Below are 16134 nucleotides of genomic sequence, written 5' to 3' on the forward strand. Positions count from 1 at the left end.
GGCTCCTGTATGTCTACGACAACTGCTGTATTGCACCGATGACTTGCACTACCGCAGACGTGCCATGAGCGCATGCTCGACCAGCGTGATCAGGGCACTCTTGGCATCCGCGCGATGGCGGGCGTCCGTCGTGATGATCGGGGCGTCCGGGCCGATCTGCAGTGCCTCGCGGACTTCCTCGGGCGCATAGGGCTGATGTCCGTCGAAGCCGTTGAGGGCGACGACGAAGGGCAGGCCCGAGTTCTCGAAGTAGTCGACGGCGGGGAAGCAGTCGGCGAGGCGGCGGGTGTCGACCAGGACGACGGCGCCGATGGCGCCGCGGACCAGGTCGTCCCACATGAACCAGAAGCGGTCCTGGCCGGGTGTACCGAAGAGGTACAGGATCAGGTCCTGGTCCAGGGTGATGCGGCCGAAGTCCATGGCCACCGTGGTGGTGGTCTTGTCCCCGGTGTGGGTGAGGTCGTCGATGCCCGCCGAAGCGGACGTCATGACGGCCTCGGTGCGCAGCGGGTTGATCTCCGAGACGGCGCCGACGAACGTGGTCTTGCCCACGCCGAAGCCGCCCGCCACCACGATCTTGGCGGAGGTGGTCGCCCGACCACCGTCAGAGCTTGCGAAGTCCACTGAGCACCCTTTCGAGCAGTGTCACGTCCGGCGCGCCGCCGTTGTTCTCGTCGCCACCCGGCTGGTGGATGGCGACGAGGCCGGCCTCCGCGAGGTCCGCGACGAGGATCCGTGCCACACCGAGCGGCATGGCCAGCAGCGCCGACACCTCGGCCACCGACTTGACCTCACGGCACAGGTGGCAGATCCGCTGGTGCTCCGGCAGCAGCCCCATCAGCTGCGCCGGGTCGGCCGTTGTACTGATCAGTGCCTCGATGGCGAGCTGATAGCGCGGCCGGGTCCGGCCGCCAGTCATCGCGTACGGACGGACCAGCGGCTGGTCGCCCTCGTCCCCGTACGGCTCTGCGTACGGATCGTGAGAGGCGGTGGGCGGGGTCATGAATCCTCCGGGCGGGACAGCAAGTCGGTCAGTCGTGCCGTCTGACGGGGCCGGTGGGGGGATTGTGGCGGCCGGACGGTGATTTGGTGAGACGGGTGGTGCCGGGGCCGATCAGTGAAGCAGACTGCCTTGGAGTTCGGCGCGCAGGTCCGGGGTGAGCACCGCACCCGCGCGGTCGACCAGGAGTGCCATCTCGTAGCCGACGAGGCCGATGTCGCACTCGGGGTGTGAGAGTACGGCGAGCGACGAACCGTCCGAGATGGACATGAGGAAGAGAAAGCCGCGTTCCATCTCGACGACCGTCTGCGCCACGGTGCCGCCCTCGAAGATGCGAGAGGCGCCGGCGGTCAGCGAGGTGAGCCCGGAGGCCACGGCCGCGAGCTGGTCCGCGCGATCGCGCGGGAAGCCTTCCGACAGCGCCAGAAGGAGTCCGTCGGCGGACACGACGACGGTGTGGGACACCCCGGGGGTGTTGTCCACGAAGTTGGTGATCAACCAGTTGAGGTTCTGTGCCGCCTGGCTCATCGGGCTCAACTAACGCTCCTGCTGGTGAGTGGGGCTCGGGTAGCTGCCGGTCTGGTGGGGACCGGTGCCGGCCTGGCGACCCTGAGCGATGCCCCGTCGGAGATTGGTCAGCCGGCCTCGTACGTCATCGGGCGCACGCGAGACCTGCGGACCGGTGTGGTGCTGTTGCTGTTGGGCTGTGCCCGGCACGAGGTTCGCGCGCGGTACCCGGCGCGGCAGGCCGGAGGTGGTCACGCCGCCCGCGGCGGGCTGGCGTACTCGCTCGGCCTGGCGGACGAGCTCGTCGTTGGGCGAGGTGCGCCAGGCCGCGGTGGCGGCCGGACGCTGAGGCGGGGCGGCGGGGGGCTGCTGCGGACCCTGCGGCGCGTAGCCGTTGCTCTGCGGCTGCTGTCCCTGTCCGCCGCGGAACCAGTTGGTCTCGAGCGTGTCGTACAGCGGCGTACGCCCGTCGCCGGGGCCCGGCGCCGGCGGGAGGGCCTCCGGCTCCTGACGGCGCGGCGGCTGCTGCGGCTGCTGGGGACGCTGCGGGGCCGGCGGCCGGGAGGCCCCGTAGCCGTTGGCGCCGGTCTGCGGCCGCTCGAACTGGCCGGTGGAGGACGGGTCCTGCGGATTCCCGTGGCCCGGGGCGGCGAACTGGCCCGTGCCGGCGGCGTCGTAGCCCGGGGCGCCGAACTGGCCCGTGTTGGAGCCGTCGTAGCCCGGGGCGCCGAACTGGCCCGTGTTGGAGCCGTCGTAGCCCGGGGCGCCGAACTGGCCCGTGTTGGAGCCGTCGTAGCCCTGATTGGCGAACTGACCCGTGTTGGAGCCGTCGTAGCCTTGATTGGCGAACTGGTCGGTGGAGGAGGGACCCTGGGCCCGGCCGGGCGCCTGGTACTGGCCCGTGGGGCTGCCCTGGTCGCGGGTGCCGTAGACGTCCGAGCGGACGAACTGCCCGCCGTTGCTCGGCGAACCCGCCCCGGGACGCGGGGCGTTGAAGTCCGGCCGCGGGAACTCGGAGGTGGAAGCGGGGCCCTGGCGGTCGTCGATGCGGGGCATGGGCGAGGTGGAGGACAGGGCGTCCGGCTCCTCGTGACCGCGAGGGGTGTCCAGCGAGGCCCGCGGCACCGGCGGCTGCGCGTTCTCGTCGCTCCAGCTCGGGGTGCGCTGCTGGTTGCCACCGGGCAGCTCGGCACGCGGACCGCCGCGGCCGGGCAGCTGCGGACGGCGGCGCGGGCCGCGTTCCTTGGGCTGCTTTTGCTGCTTCTGCTGGGGCTGCTGAGGCTCGGCAGCCGGGGCGCCGTCGCCGAAGCCGCCCTGGCGCGAGCTAGTGTCCTGCGCGCCCTGGGTTGCCTGGGGACCGCCCTGGCCCTGGCCGAAAGCACCGGCACCCGCGCCCGCCGGGGCGGGCCGGCCCTGCTGCGGGGAGGCGGGGGCCTGCGGGCCGCCCGGACGTCCGCCCGGGGCGTTGCCGGGCAGTGCGGCACGCGGGCCCTGCCCGGCACCCACCTGACCCCGCTGCGGGGCGGCACCGAGACCGACGCCGCCGGCACCGAACGAGGAGCCGCTCTGCTGGGCCTGCCGACGGGCCGCGGCCACACCGGCGGCGGCCTGAGCGGCGGCCGGGCCGCCGCTCTGCGGGGCGCCCTGGCCCGGCTTGCCGGCCGGCTTCTTGCCGCCCTGGGCGACATCGACCGGGAGCATGACCAGCGCGGTCGTACCGCCGGAGTCGGACGGGCGCAGCTGGATGCGGATGCCGTGGCGCTGCGACAGACGACCGACCACGAACAGACCCATGCGCCGGGACACCGACACATCCACGGTGGGCGGCGCGGCGAGCCGCTCGTTGATCTGTGCGAGGTCCTCGGGGGACAGGCCGATACCCGTGTCGTGGATCTCGATCAGCACCCGGCCGTCGGGCAGGGCGTGACCGGTGACCTTGACCTTGGTCTGCGGCGACGAGAACGAGGTCGCGTTCTCGAGCAGCTCGGCGAGCAGGTGCACGAGGTCGTTGACGACCCGGCCGGCGACCTCGGTGGCCGGGACCGCGGCGAGCTCGATGCGCTCGTACTGCTCCACCTCGGACGCGGCGGCGCGGAGCACGTCGACCAGCGGGACCGGGCGGGTCCAGCGCCGGCCGGGCTCTTCACCGGCGAGGACGAGGAGGTTCTCACCGTTACGGCGCATACGCGTCGCGAGGTGGTCGAGCTTGAAGAGCGAGGACAGCTGGTCCGGGTCGGCCTCGCGGGACTCCAGTTCGGAGATCAGCGACAGCTGGCGCTGGATCAGACCCTGGGAGCGGCGCGAGAGGTTGGTGAACATCGCGTTGACGTTGCCCCGCAGCAGGGCCTGCTCGGCGGCGAGGCGGACCGCCTCGCGGTGCACGTCGTCGAAGGCCGCGGCCACCTGGCCGATCTCGTCCCGGGAGTGCACACCGACCGACTCGACGGAGGTGTCGACGTCCTGCGGGTCGGACTCGGACAGCTGCTTGACCAGCTCGGGCAGTCGGTCCTGGGCGACCTTGGTCGCGGTGTCCTGCAGACGGCGCAGCGAGCGGATCATGGACCGGGCCACGACGAAGGCGCCGACGAGGGAGACACCGAGGACGATAAGGATCAGCGCACCGGAGATCAACGCCTCGCGCTCGGAGGCGTTGCGCAGCTCGCGGGCCTTCTGCTCCATCTCCTCGAGGAGCGTGCCCTCGATCTTCTTCATCTGGTCGATCTTGGCCGTGTCGTCGTCGATCCAGTCCTTGTACGAGCGCTTGTCCTGGTTGCTCATGCCGGAGGCGCTCTGCAGGACGCGTGTGGCGTAGGTGTCGGCCGACTCGATCGTCGGGCTGCCCTGGTCGATCGGCTTCGTCAGGTCCTCGGCGCCGTCGCCGTAGATGCTGTGGAAGCCGTCCAGCTCGGATTTCTGGCTCTGCAGGGCCGAGAGGGCGTACTGGCGGTCGTTCTCGGAGATGTTGCCGAACGTGGTGGGAATCGCCGGCAGGGCCGCGGCGATGACCGCGCGCTGTTCCGAGGCGTACTCCTTGGCGGTCGAGAAGGCCGCCAAGGCGCGCGTGCGCTGGATCATCTCCGGGTTGCTGGTCGCCTCCGCCATGTCCTGGGACAGGCTGAGGAGCTGGGTGATCAGGCGGTGGTACGCCTCGACCGTCTGCGTGGAGTTCTTCGGGTCCTTGTAGGCGGCGGCCCGGATGGAGCTGAGGTTGTTCAGCCCACTCGCGATGCCGACGACGCTCTCGCGGATGCCGGAGAGCTTGCCGCTGTCGGAGGCGTCGCCGATCTCCTGGGTGCCTTCCAAGAAGGAGGCGCGAGCGTGGTTCGTCTTGTCGCGGACGCCCTTGACCTGGAAGTCGTCGTTCGCCGTCGCGCCGTGGGCGAGGGGGCCGGCGGACTGGTCGCGCTCCTCCTGGAGCGCGGCGGCCAGCTGTGTCGCCTGCTTGGTCATGTCCGTCAGCAGCTTCATGTTGTCCAGCTGCTGGATCTGGTTCAGGTTGTCGTTGATGCGCAGGGCACCGAGCGACGTGGCGGCGACCACGGGGAGCGCGAGCAGTGAGACCAGACGCGTGGAGATGCGCCAGTTGCGCAGGGCTATGCGCGGGCCGGGGTCGGTCGAGTTGGTGATCTTGGGTGGGGCGGGCGGTATGGGGGCCGCGGTCGCGCCGGTGCGCCCAGGCCGCTCGGAGCCGCCGCCGGACGGTGCCGGTCCCGGGTTCTGGGCGTGCTGGGGCGAGGAACCACGGTCGGTCCCGCCGTGCGGCTCCGGCTCCGCCGAAGCGCTGCCATCCCTCTTGAAACGTCCCTGCACTAGCGTCGCAACCTCTGGACCAGGCGCCCCTCCGCGCAAGCGGCGGGGCGGTGTCGGCGTCGTGAGGGGGCGTCCTGAATACGCCCCCCTGGTGGTCGTGAGTGACCGGCGCTGGCTCCCCCTGCCCGCCGCTGCTCGGCGCTGCGTTGCGCCCCCTGAGCGCCGGTGCGATCCCGCGGCGGTCCGTGGAATTCCAGCACAGTGGCGGATCTCCAACAAGGCCAATGGTCCAGCCCGTGACCACCGTGACGGCTTGTGAGCGCGCTGTCACAAGCCGTAGAAAGTTATCTCCCTCATAAGGGACTTAAGGCTGCGAACCGCTGGTCCATGCCCGGTGTCCCAGTCGCCATGATCAGGAGCGGAATGCGGGCTTCAATGGGTCAATGTCCGTTTCGAGGGGGCGGAATCGCGGCCCACATTGCCCCTTTTGTTCGTCAGGCAGTGAGCAAACTCACACCGAGCTCATGGCCCTCTTCCGGCTTCCGGTGGGAATTGCATGTTTAGCCTGACGCTTTACAGGGACGGCGAATCCGACAACCCGCGCCCCGTGGAAGGCCTCAGAGGCCCGCCGGGCGCCCGCAAGGACAAGGTCAACGACAACAGTGAAGACCACGATGATGTTCCGCACGATAGCCAACCCGCGGCGCACGACGCTGGCGCACCTCGCCGACGCCGAAGAGCTGCAGGCACCGGCGACGCCGGAACGGTCCGTCGACCTTCCCACTCAGACCGCCAACCCCAGGCGCACCGTTCTCATGGAGGTCCCGGTCCAGGCCTCCGCCGCCGAGTAGTACGCGCCGCAGGCGCCGCCCGCTCAACCGCGATTCCGCAGGAGGGGAACGTGCCGGCCACGGCGCGGCGCTCGTGCGCACCGTGACGCGAGCGATCACGCGGCCCGGGCGATGGCGGGGTGACCGATCGCACGGCGGCTCCTGCGACCGGTGGGTGATCGATCGCACGACTCCGGCGACCGCGGGCGAGCGGTCGGCGGTGCCCGGCGGTCCGCCGTAATGGGCGAGGTCCCCGCCCCTTGCCGCGTTAGCCTGGAGCGTCAGACTCCAGCCGGCTCAGTTAGGGGCGCAAGGATCCCGTGCGCATCGCCAGATTCTCCATTGACGGGAATGTCGCCTTCGGCGCGGTCGAGGGCGACAAGCCGGACGAACTCGTCCTCGACATCATCAAGGGCATCCCGTTCGCGGACTTCGAGCTCTCCGGCACCAAGGTGCCGCTGAGCAAGGTCAGGTTGCTGCCGCCGGTGCTCCCCAACAAGGTCGTGGCCTTCGGCCGCAACTACGCGGAGCACGCGCGCGAACTGGGGAACGAGGTCCCCGACGCTCCGTTCGCCTTCTTCAAGCCGTCCACCTCCGTGATCGGCCCCGGCGACGAGATCGCCTACCCGCCCTTCTCCCAGGAGCTGCACCACGAGGCCGAGCTGGCCGTGGTGATCGGCCGTCTGTGCCGCGAGGTCCCCCGTGAGCGCGTGAAGGACGTGATCCTCGGTTACACCTGCGCCAACGACGTCACCGCCCGCGACGTCCAGCGGCGCGAGAAGCAGTGGGCGCGGGCCAAGGGTTTCGACACCTCCTGCCCGCTGGGCCCCTGGGTGGAGACCGACCTCGATCCCAGCGATCTGACCATCCAGCTCACGGTCAACGGGCAGCAACGCCAGCTCGGCCGTACCAGCGAGATGATCCACTCGATCGAGGATCTGATCGTGAACATCACCGAGGCCATGACGCTGCTCCCCGGCGACGTGATCCTCACGGGCACCCCCGCGGGGGTCGGCCCCCTCAGTGTCGGCGACGAGGTCGCCGTCACCATCGAAGGCATCGGCACTCTCACCAACAAGGTGATCAAGCGTGGCTAACGCGAACGTCCGCGTACGTTTCTGTCCGTCCCCGACCGGCAACCCCCATGTGGGCCTGGTCCGCACCGCCCTGTTCAACTGGGCGTTCGCCCGCCACACCGGCGGCACGTTCGTCTTCCGCATCGAGGACACGGACGCTGCCCGCGACTCCGAGGAGTCGTACGTCCAGCTCCTGGACTCGCTGCGCTGGCTGGGCTTCGACTGGGACGAGGGCCCGGAGATCGGCGGCCCCCACGCGCCGTACCGCCAGTCGGAGCGGATGGACATCTACAAGGACGTCGCGCACAAGCTCCTGGACGGCGGATACGCCTACCGCTGCTACTGCACGACGGAGGAGCTGGACGCCCGCCGCGACGCCGCCCGCGCCGCCGGCAAGCCGTCCGGGTACGACGGGCACTGCCGCGACCTGTCCGCCGAGCAGGTGGCGGCGTACGAGGCTGAGGGCCGCACCCCCATCGTCCGCTTCCGGATGCCCGACGAGACGATCACCTTCAGGGACCTGGTCCGCGGCGAGCTGACGTTCACGCCGGAGAACGTGCCCGACTACGGCATCGTGCGGGCGAACGGGATGCCCCTCTACACGCTCGTGAACCCGGTCGACGACGCGCTGATGGACGTCACCCACGTGCTGCGCGGCGAGGACCTGCTCTCCTCCACCCCCCGCCAGATCGCGCTCTACAAGGCGCTGATCGAGCTGGGCGTCGCGAAGGCCGTGCCCGATTTCGGTCACCTTCCCTATGTGATGGGCGAGGGCAACAAGAAGCTCTCCAAGCGCGACCCGGAGTCGTCGCTGAACCTCTACCGCGAGCGCGGCTTCCTGCCGGAGGGCCTGCTCAACTACCTCTCCCTGCTGGGTTGGTCGCTCGCGCCGGACCGCGACATCTTCTCGGTCGAGGAGATGGTCGCCGCCTTCGACATCTCGGACGTGAACCCCAACCCGGCCCGCTTCGACCTGAAGAAGGCCGAGTCGATCAACGCCGACCACATCCGCCTGCTGGATGTGAAGGACTTCACGGAGCGCTGCCGGCCGTGGCTGAAGGCCCCGTTCGCGCCCTGGGCGCCGGAGGACTTCGATGAGGCGAAGTGGCACGCGATCGCGCCGCACGCGCAGACCCGGCTCAAGGTGCTGTCCGAGATCACGGAGAACGTCGACTTCCTGTTCCTGGCGCAGCCGGTGTCCGACGAGGCGTCCTGGGCGAAGGCGATGAAGGAGGGCAGCGACGCCCTGCTGAGCACGGCCCGCGAGAAGCTGGAGAGCGCCGACTGGACCTCCGCGGAGTCGCTGAAGGAGGCCGTCCTGGCCGCCGGTGAGGTCCACGGCCTCAAGCTCGGCAAGGCACAGGCCCCGGTCCGCGTCGCGGTCACCGGCCGCACGGTGGGCCTGCCGCTCTTCGAGTCCCTGGAGGTCCTGGGCAAGGAGAAGACGCTGGGGCGCATCGACGCGGCGCTGGCCAGACTGGCCGCCTGACACTTTCGTACGTGAGGGGCGGCACCCGAACGGGTGCGCCCCTTCTGCGTTTTCGCGGTGGTCCGCCGGGCCGGTTGAAAGGGACGGACAAGGCCGCCGGCCCCGGGATACCGTCGGAGCATGAGCATCAGCGCCGTCGTCTGGGACGTCGACGACACTCTCTTCGACTACACGACGGCCGATCGCGTCGGCATGCGGGGGCATCTGGCCACCGAGGGGCTGCTCGGCGGGTTCGGGACCGTGGAGGACGCGCTCGTACGGTGGCGGAAGATCACCGACGATCAGTGGGCGCGGTTCGCGGCGGGGGAGACCTCCTTCGAGAACCAGCGCAGGGACCGGGTCCGGGTCTTCGTGGGCGAGGAACTGACCGACGCGGCGGCCGACGCCTGGTTCGCGCGCTATCTGGGTCACTACGAGGCCGCGTGGGCTCTCTTTCCGGACGTCCTGCCCGTCCTGGACGCCCTCGCCGCGAGTCACCGGCACGCGGTGCTGTCCAACTCGAGCCTGCACGTGCAGGAGCGCAAGCTGCGCACGCTCGGGGTCCGCGACCGCTTCGAGTCCGTTCTGTGCGCCGCCGAGCTGGGCGTGTCCAAACCGGACGCCCGTGCCTTCCGCGCGGCCTGCGACGCCCTGGGCCTCGCTCCGCACCATGTGGCGTACGTCGGGGACCACCCGGAGATCGACGGCCGCGGCGCGGCCGAGGCCGGGCTCATGTCCGTGTGGATCGATCGCAGCGCGGTGAGCGCCGTCCCGGACGGGCGTACCCCGCCGCAGGCGGAAGGGGCCGCCGGCCCGCACCGGATCGCCTCCCTCGCCGAACTCCCCGCGGTCCTCGGCGCGGATACCCGTTTTGGAGCGCCGTCCACCTTCGGGTAATGTTCTTCCTGCGCCGCCGGGGAGCGGGCCGAAAGGCCGGAACCGAGGGCGCAAGCTAGAACAAAACCCCATTCGGGGCTTGCGTTCCAGTGGCCTATGGTGTAATTGGCAGCACGACTGATTCTGGTTCAGTTAGTCTTGGTTCGAGTCCAGGTAGGCCAGCTCGCAGAGCTCATCTGCACCCGCGGATCTCATCCGCGAGCCCCCGTTGTGTAGCGGCCTAGCACGCTGCCCTCTCAAGGCAGTAGCGCCGGTTCGAATCCGGTCGGGGGTACAGATCCTTCCCGTCGAGGACAGCTGGGTCGCACCCGCTGGTTTCGATGCAGGATCGCCAGGGCCCCCGTTGTGTAGCGGCCTAGCACGCCGCCCTCTCAAGGCGGTAGCGCCGGTTCGAATCCGGTCGGGGGTACGAATTGGTCTAAACCACATTGGTCTATGGTGTAATTGGCAGCACGACTGATTCTGGTTCAGTTAGTCTTGGTTCGAGTCCAGGTAGACCAGCTCGGATCTGCGGAAACGCAAGATCCTCGCCCCCGTTGTGTAGCGGCCTAGCACGCCGCCCTCTCAAGGCGGTAGCGCCGGTTCGAATCCGGTCGGGGGTACGTTGCCGCAGGGCCCTCACTTCGGTGGGGGCCCTGCGGCATTTCCCGGTGCCTCTCGGGCGCCGGGCGCCTCACTCCAGACCGTAGCGCCGCGCCGACTCCTCCTCCTGCGCCAGTCGGTGCAGCGCACGCAGCACCGGCTCGAAGAGCACGGCCGCCGCGACCGCCGTCTCGACCTTCTCCTCTTCCGAGGTGTGCGTCTCCATGAAGTCGAGGTCGCGCTGTGCGACCTGCCGCATCAACTCCGCGTACGGCGCCATGAGTTCGGCGTCCCAGCGATAACCGAGCCGGATCAGCGTGGCCACCGCCACCACCAGCGAGCGGTGCACGGGCGACAGGGGCGCGAGTTCGCGCGCGGTCTCCCAGCCGAGCCCGCGCAGCAATGTGTCGACCTCCCGGCGGGCGGCCGCCACCGCGGGGTCCTCCTCGTCCGGCTCCGGCCCCTGCGGCAGTGCCCACAGGGCCGCGCCCAGCCGGATCGTACGGCCGAGCGATTCGTCGCCGACGTGCGAGAGGACCTCCTTGGCGGTTGCCACCGGCACCCCGCCCACCTGGATCAGCGCGCGTACCAGTCGCAGTCGGCGCAGATGGCTCTCGTCGTATTCGGCCGTCGTCGTGTTGACCTGGCGGCCCGGTGCCAACAGCCCTTCACGCAGGTAGTACTTGATCGTCGCGGTGGACACACCGCTGCGCTCGCTCAACTCCGACAGCCGCATCCCTTGCGCCTCTCCTCGGGTGGCGCCACTATCCAAGCACGAGGTACTCGGATAGTGGCGCTAGCCAATGTTGGGCCGAGGAGGGCGTCATGTTCGGGAAGGCCATGGCCGCGGGCCGCACCACCGCGGCGGCCGAAGGGGACGTCGTCGTCCTGCTGATCGGCATGAGGATCAACCACTTCTGGGCGGTGCACCACTGGCTGCCCGCGTTCCTCGCGATGCCGCGCATGCTGCGCGAGCTGGGGAAGGATCCCGCCCGGGGGCTGCTCGGCCATGTCCTGCTGACGGCCTCCCCGCGGACCTACTACGTCGTCCAGTACTGGGAGTCCAAGGAGAAGCTCTACGCCTACGCCTCGGCGTCCGACATGTTCCACCACCGGGCTTGGGCGATGATCAACCGCAAGGAGAAGGCGGGGAAGGTCCAAGGCCACGTCGGGATCTGGCACGAGACCTATGTGGTGCCGGAGGGCTCGTACGAGTCGATCTACGCGGACATGCCGGCGTTCGGCCTCGCGGCCGCGCACGGGCAGGTGCCGTTGGAACGGCGGGGACGCCGGGCGGTGGACCGCTTCGCGTACCGGTCCGGGACGAAGCCCGGCCGGGCACCGTCGTCTTCGGCGTAGTGCCCGGCCCGCGACCGGTCTTGATCTCTCTCGCCGCGCCGGCCTGCCGGGCGGCGGGTGTGGATCATGTGTGTACGTGCGCAGCTGATCGCGTCCGTGGTGCGCGCGAGCCGCGCCCCCTTGTGTGACTCGTCCCGGAAGTGGGCCTGCCGCGGCGTTGAGGCCGGCCCACTGCCGGTGACGTGGCGATCGCTCAGCCGGAGCGGCGCAGGGCCTCGGAGAGGCGGGCGGCCGCGTCGATGACGGACTGGGCGTGCATACGGCCCGGGTGGCGCGTCAGGCGCTCGATGGGGCCGGAGACGGACACGGCGGCCACCACGCGGTTCGAGGGGCCGCGTACGGGAGCGGACACGGACGCCACGCCCGGCTCGCGCTCTCCGATGGACTGGGCCCAGCCGCGGCGCCGTACGCCCGACAGGGCCGTCGCCGTGAAGCGGGCGCCCTGCAGGCCCCGGTGCAGGCGCTCCGGCTCCTCCCAGGCGAGCAGGATCTGCGCGGACGAACCCGCCTTCATGGTGAGGGTGGAGCCGACCGGGACGGTGTCCCGAAGGCCGGACAGACGTTCCGCGGCGGCGACGCAGATACGCATGTCTCCCTGGCGGCGGTAGAGCTGGGCGCTCTCGCCCGTGATGTCGCGCAGGTGGGTCAGCACCGGCCCCGCCGTCGCCAGCAGCCGGTCCTCACCCGCCGCCGCGGCCAGCTCGGCCAGCCGGGGACCGAGAATGAAACGGCCCTGCATGTCACGCGCGACCATGCGGTGGTGCTCCAGTGCCACGGCCAGGCGGTGGGCCGTGGGTCGTGCCAGTCCGGTGGCGCCGACCAGGCCCGCGAGGGTGGCCGGACCGGACTCCAGAGCGCTCAGGACGAGGGCCGCCTTGTCCAGAACGCCGACGCCGCTACTGTTGTCCATGCAACGATACTCGCGTCTCACTCTGTGAAACGCAAGTTCAATTTTCCGTGGAAGGCGCCACCCTGGAAGGCACGGCGGCCCGCGGACCGACGGGCCCGGAGGCACACGCCCGCGAACCAGAGGCTCGGGCGCCGCCACCCCAAGATCTCTAGTTGGGTCGGCCCACCACGCCGGCCGAAGGGAAAGCGATGGGTAGGACACTCGCGGAGAAGGTCTGGGACGACCATGTCGTCCGGCGCGCCGAGGGCGAGCCCGACCTCCTCTACATCGATCTGCACCTGCTGCACGAGGTGACCAGCCCGCAGGCCTTCGACGGCCTGCGCAAGAGCGGCCGCCAGGTACGCAGGCTCGACCTCACCATCGCGACCGAGGACCACAACACCCCCACCCTCGACATCGACAAGCCCATCGCGGACCCGGTCTCCCGCGCCCAGCTGGAGACGCTGCGCAAGAACTGCGCCGAGTTCGGTGTGCGCCTGCACCCGCTGGGAGACGTCGAGCAGGGCGTCGTACACGTCGTCGGCCCGCAGCTGGGCCTGACCCAGCCCGGCACGACCGTGGTCTGCGGCGACTCGCACACCTCCACGCACGGTGCCTTCGGCGCGCTCGCGTTCGGTATCGGCACCTCCCAGGTCGAGCACGTGCTGGCGACCCAGACGCTGCCGATGGCCCGTCCGAAGACCATGGCCATCACGGTCGACGGCGAGCTGCCCGAGGGGGTCACCGCAAAGGACCTGATCCTGGCGATCATCGCGAAGATCGGTACCGGCGGCGGCCAGGGCTACATCCTGGAGTACCGCGGCTCCGCCATCGAGAAGCTCTCGATGGAGGCCCGGATGACCATCTGCAACATGTCCATCGAGGCCGGCGCCCGTGCGGGCATGATCGCCCCGGACGAGACGACCTTCGCGTACCTCAAGGGCCGTCCGCACGCCCCCGAGGGCGCCGACTGGGACGCCGCGGTGGAGTACTGGAAGACCCTGCGGTCCGACGACGACGCGGAATTCGACGCCGAGGTCCGCATCGACGCCGCCGCCCTCTCGCCGTTCGTCACCTGGGGCACCAACCCGGGCCAGGGCGCGCCGCTTTCGGCGTCCGTCCCCGACCCTGCTTCGTACGAGGACGCTTCGGAGCGCCTGGCCGCGGAAAAGGCCCTGGAGTACATGGGGTTGACGGCCGGACAGCCGCTGAGCTCCATCGACGTGGACACCGTCTTCGTAGGCTCCTGCACCAACGGCCGCATCGAGGACCTGCGCGCCGCGGCCTCCATCCTCAAGGACCGCAAAGTCGCCGACGGCGTACGGATGCTGGTCGTCCCGGGCTCCGCGCGGGTGGGTCTGCAGGCCGTGTCCGAGGGCCTGGACGTGGTCTTCAAGGAGGCCGGCGCCGAATGGCGGCACGCCGGCTGTTCGATGTGCCTCGGCATGAACCCGGACCAGCTGGCCCCGGGCGAGCGCTCCGCGTCCACCTCCAACCGCAACTTCGAGGGCAGGCAGGGCAAGGGCGGCCGTACCCATCTGGTATCGCCGCAGGTCGCCGCCGCCACCGCGGTCCTCGGCCACCTGGCCTCCCCGGCCGACCTGTCCGACGTCCCCGTGCCCGCTGGAGTCTGAGAACCATGGAAGCCTTCACCACCCACACCGGCCGGGCCGTCCCGCTGCGCCGCAGCAATGTCGACACCGACCAGATCATCCCCGCCCACTGGCTCAAGAAGGTGACCCGGGACGGGTTCGAGGACGGGCTGTTCGAGGCCTGGCGCAAGGACCCGGAGTTCGTGCTCAACCGACCGGAGCGCCAGGGCGCCACGGTGCTGGTCGCGGGCCCCGACTTCGGCACCGGCTCCTCCCGCGAGCACGCCGTCTGGGCCCTGCAGAACTACGGCTTCAAGGCCGTGATCTCCTCCCGCTACGCCGACATCTTCCGTGGCAACTCGCTCAAGAACGGCCTGCTCACGGTGGTCCTGGAGCAGAAGATCGTGGACGCCCTGTGGGAGCTCACGGAGAAGGACCCGACGGCTGAGGTCACTGTGGACCTTGAGGCGCGTGAGGTGCGGGCCGAGGGCATCACCGCCCCCTTCGAGCTGGACGAGAACTCCCGCTGGCGGCTGCTGAACGGCCTGGACGACATCTCCATCACGCTCCAGGACGAGGCAGGCATCGCCGCCTACGAGGCCCGGCGCCCCTCGTACAAGCCGCGGACGCTCCAGGCCTGACGCCCGGCCCCGCAAGGGCTGGTTTCGGCCACCGCAACACCACTCTGTACCCCCAATCGTGGACGGTTGGGGGTACAGCTGTGTCTGCCCCCGAACAGGCCCGGCGCGCCGCCTCGCCCAGCGGCAACTTCCCTGGTTACAAGGGTGATTGCCGGGGTACGCGAACCACGGAGCGGTGCCGCGCCAGGGCGCTCGAAAAGACTGGCGGAGCCGACAGTTGCCCCCAGCGCGGGCGACAACTCGCCCCAGATGGCACAATCTGTGCATGGACGACGACGGCCAACTCGAGCTCTATACGGCGGTCGCCACCCAACTCAAGGAAGCGCACGCCAGGGTGCGCGCACTGCAAGTCCCGGAGGGCGTACGCATGGCGCTGACCCGGAAACTGCTGGTCATTACGGCCGCGGCCAAGCACGATCCCGCCGAAGCGACCAGGCGTCTCGAGCGGTTCATGACCGACCTCGACGAGGAGCGAATCCCCGAAGAGGAACTCTGAGACGCCGAGTCTGTTGCGGCACGAGGGTGATTAGCCCGTTTCGTGTTTGATTTGCGGTATATATCTGCCTAACGTGCGAAAAAGCTTGAACACTTTCGTTCTGGCGATGTCTCCGAAGGGGAAGACGTGAACAAGGCGCAGCTCGTAGAAGCGATTGCCGACAAGATGGGCGGCCGCCAGCAGGCCGCCGACGCTGTCGACGCGGTCCTGGACGCCATCGTCCGCGCGGTTGTCGGAGGCGACCGGGTCTCCGTCACCGGCTTCGGTTCGTTCGAGAAGGTTGAGCGGCCGGCCCGTTACGCCCGCAATCCCCAGACGGGTGAGCGGGTTCGGGTCAGGAAGACCTCTGTGCCGCGCTTCCGCGCGGGTCAGGGCTTCAAGGACCTGGTCAGCGGCACCAAGAAGCTGCCGCGCGGTGGTGAGGTCGCGGTCAAGAAGGCGCCCAAGGGCAGCCTCCAGGCCGGCGGTGCCGCCGCCACGGTCAAGAAGGCCGCTGCCAAGAAGACCGCTGCCAAGAAGGCGGCGCCCACGAAGAAGGCCGTCGCCAAGAAGGCCCCTGCCAAGAAGACGACTGCCGCCGCGAAGAAGACGGCTGCCAAGAAGACGACCGCGAAGAAGACCAGCGCGGCCGCCAAGAAGACCACTGCGAAGAAGACCACTGCCAAGAAGGCTGCTGCGAAGAAGGCCCCGGCGAAGAAAGCCCCGGCCAAGAAGGCGACGGGACGCAAGACCACCGCCAAGAAGACCACGGCCCGCAGCTGAACGGGCCGCACGGACACTCACGCGACGGGCCGGACTCCCCTGGGGAGCCCGGCCCGCGGTCCGCCCAGGACTGTGCTCAGAACGTGTACAGGGTCACCAGCGTGACGTGCCGGGCCTCGCCCTCGCCCTCGGTCTCGATCCGCACCCGCTGTCCCGGGCGCAGCAGCCTGAGCCCGCCCGCCTCGAAGGCCCGTGCGTCGAAGGGGACGGGAGTGCCGTCGTCGAGCAGCACCTGACCGGTGTGCGTCTCGGGGTCGTAGGTGTACGCCGTCGCCTGCATGACCG

16 protein-coding genes and 5 tRNA genes are annotated in these 16134 nt (G+C 69.9%); 14 read left to right on the forward strand and 7 right to left on the reverse strand.

Features of this window, described 5'->3' with window-relative positions; translation table 11 throughout:
• Positions 1 to 48: 48 nt before the first annotated feature.
• The 4 genes from ABZ904_RS12195 to ABZ904_RS12210 form a co-directional block, all read right to left on the reverse strand.
• Complete coding sequence (locus tag ABZ904_RS12195) at positions 49 to 624, reverse strand: ATP/GTP-binding protein (RefSeq protein ID WP_043444120.1); 576 nt, start codon at positions 622 to 624, stop codon at positions 49 to 51.
• Entirely contained in the window at positions 605 to 1003 is a 399-nt protein-coding gene (locus ABZ904_RS12200; protein ID WP_103838060.1) for a DUF742 domain-containing protein, read from the reverse strand. Before ABZ904_RS12200 ends, ABZ904_RS12195 begins: the two co-directional genes overlap by 20 nt.
• A 111-nt stretch (positions 1004 to 1114) precedes the next feature.
• The gene (locus ABZ904_RS12205; protein ID WP_037764993.1) at positions 1115 to 1528 is read right to left on the reverse strand and encodes a roadblock/LC7 domain-containing protein; all 414 of its coding nucleotides are present in this window, start codon (positions 1526 to 1528) and stop codon (positions 1115 to 1117) included.
• Positions 1529 to 1537: 9 nt separating this feature from the next.
• On the reverse strand, positions 1538 to 5317 hold the full coding sequence (locus tag ABZ904_RS12210) for a nitrate- and nitrite sensing domain-containing protein (protein ID WP_361822806.1): 3780 nt from the start codon (positions 5315 to 5317) through the stop codon (positions 1538 to 1540).
• 602 nt (positions 5318 to 5919) lie between these two features.
• Here ABZ904_RS12210 and ABZ904_RS12215 point away from each other — a divergent pair.
• The 9 genes from ABZ904_RS12215 to ABZ904_RS12255 all read left to right on the forward strand — a co-directional run bounded on the left by ABZ904_RS12215 (position 5920) and on the right by ABZ904_RS12255 (position 10130).
• Positions 5920 to 6108 (forward strand): hypothetical protein, encoded by a 189-nt coding sequence (locus ABZ904_RS12215; protein ID WP_359397074.1) that lies wholly within the window; start codon positions 5920 to 5922, stop codon positions 6106 to 6108.
• Positions 6109 to 6407: 299 nt separating this feature from the next.
• Positions 6408 to 7184, forward strand: coding sequence for a fumarylacetoacetate hydrolase family protein (locus ABZ904_RS12220; RefSeq protein ID WP_359397076.1), 777 nt, complete (start codon positions 6408 to 6410; stop codon positions 7182 to 7184).
• On the forward strand, positions 7177 to 8652 hold the full coding sequence (gene gltX, locus ABZ904_RS12225; protein WP_359397078.1) for a glutamate--tRNA ligase: 1476 nt from the start codon (positions 7177 to 7179) through the stop codon (positions 8650 to 8652). The genes ABZ904_RS12220 and gltX overlap by 8 nt, the downstream gene beginning before the upstream one ends.
• Before the next feature lie 120 nt (positions 8653 to 8772).
• Complete coding sequence (locus ABZ904_RS12230; RefSeq protein ID WP_359397080.1) at positions 8773 to 9528, forward strand: HAD family hydrolase; 756 nt, start codon at positions 8773 to 8775, stop codon at positions 9526 to 9528.
• Positions 9529 to 9618: 90 nt separating this feature from the next.
• Positions 9619 to 9690 (forward strand) — tRNA-Gln (locus tag ABZ904_RS12235).
• Positions 9691 to 9729: 39 nt separating this feature from the next.
• Positions 9730 to 9802, forward strand: a tRNA-Glu gene (locus ABZ904_RS12240).
• 62 nt (positions 9803 to 9864) lie between these two features.
• Positions 9865 to 9937: transfer RNA gene (locus ABZ904_RS12245), tRNA-Glu, on the forward strand.
• 20 nt (positions 9938 to 9957) lie between these two features.
• Positions 9958 to 10029, forward strand: a tRNA-Gln gene (locus ABZ904_RS12250).
• Between the two features lie 28 nt (positions 10030 to 10057).
• Positions 10058 to 10130 (forward strand) — tRNA-Glu (locus tag ABZ904_RS12255).
• A gap of 71 nt (positions 10131 to 10201) precedes the next feature.
• Here ABZ904_RS12255 and ABZ904_RS12260 read toward each other — a convergent pair.
• On the reverse strand, positions 10202 to 10846 hold the full coding sequence (locus ABZ904_RS12260) for a MerR family transcriptional regulator (protein ID WP_361822811.1): 645 nt from the start codon (positions 10844 to 10846) through the stop codon (positions 10202 to 10204).
• 89 nt (positions 10847 to 10935) lie between these two features.
• On the opposite strand from ABZ904_RS12260, the gene ABZ904_RS12265 reads away from it, so the two are divergent.
• Positions 10936 to 11469, forward strand: a complete 534-nt coding sequence (locus tag ABZ904_RS12265; protein ID WP_359397084.1) for a DUF4188 domain-containing protein — start codon at positions 10936 to 10938, stop codon at positions 11467 to 11469.
• Positions 11470 to 11662: 193 nt separating this feature from the next.
• On the opposite strand, the gene ndgR is transcribed toward ABZ904_RS12265, so the two are convergent.
• Positions 11663 to 12379 carry an IclR family transcriptional regulator NdgR gene (gene ndgR / locus ABZ904_RS12270; RefSeq protein ID WP_359397086.1) on the reverse strand — a complete coding sequence of 239 codons (717 nt, stop codon included), beginning with the start codon at positions 12377 to 12379 and terminating at the stop codon, positions 11663 to 11665.
• 188 nt (positions 12380 to 12567) lie between these two features.
• On the opposite strand from ndgR, the gene leuC reads away from it, so the two are divergent.
• The 4 genes from leuC to ABZ904_RS12290 all read left to right on the forward strand — a co-directional run bounded on the left by leuC (position 12568) and on the right by ABZ904_RS12290 (position 15849).
• Complete coding sequence (gene leuC / locus ABZ904_RS12275) at positions 12568 to 13992, forward strand: 3-isopropylmalate dehydratase large subunit (protein WP_360998369.1); 1425 nt, start codon at positions 12568 to 12570, stop codon at positions 13990 to 13992.
• Positions 13993 to 13997: 5 nt separating this feature from the next.
• Positions 13998 to 14591 carry a 3-isopropylmalate dehydratase small subunit gene (gene leuD, locus ABZ904_RS12280; protein ID WP_359397091.1) on the forward strand — a complete coding sequence of 198 codons (594 nt, stop codon included), beginning with the start codon at positions 13998 to 14000 and terminating at the stop codon, positions 14589 to 14591.
• Between the two features lie 265 nt (positions 14592 to 14856).
• Positions 14857 to 15087 (forward strand): hypothetical protein, encoded by a 231-nt coding sequence (locus tag ABZ904_RS12285; RefSeq protein WP_359397093.1) that lies wholly within the window; start codon positions 14857 to 14859, stop codon positions 15085 to 15087.
• A gap of 126 nt (positions 15088 to 15213) precedes the next feature.
• Positions 15214 to 15849 carry an HU family DNA-binding protein gene (locus tag ABZ904_RS12290; protein ID WP_359397095.1) on the forward strand — a complete coding sequence of 212 codons (636 nt, stop codon included), beginning with the start codon at positions 15214 to 15216 and terminating at the stop codon, positions 15847 to 15849.
• A gap of 76 nt (positions 15850 to 15925) precedes the next feature.
• On the opposite strand, the gene ABZ904_RS12295 is transcribed toward ABZ904_RS12290, so the two are convergent.
• Positions 15926 to 16129 carry a hypothetical protein gene (locus ABZ904_RS12295; RefSeq protein WP_360998371.1) on the reverse strand — a complete coding sequence of 68 codons (204 nt, stop codon included), beginning with the start codon at positions 16127 to 16129 and terminating at the stop codon, positions 15926 to 15928.
• Positions 16130 to 16134: the final 5 nt, after the last annotated feature.

This window comes from Streptomyces sp. NPDC046900, from assembly GCF_040644975.1.
Lineage (GTDB): Bacteria > Actinomycetota > Actinomycetes > Streptomycetales > Streptomycetaceae > Streptomyces.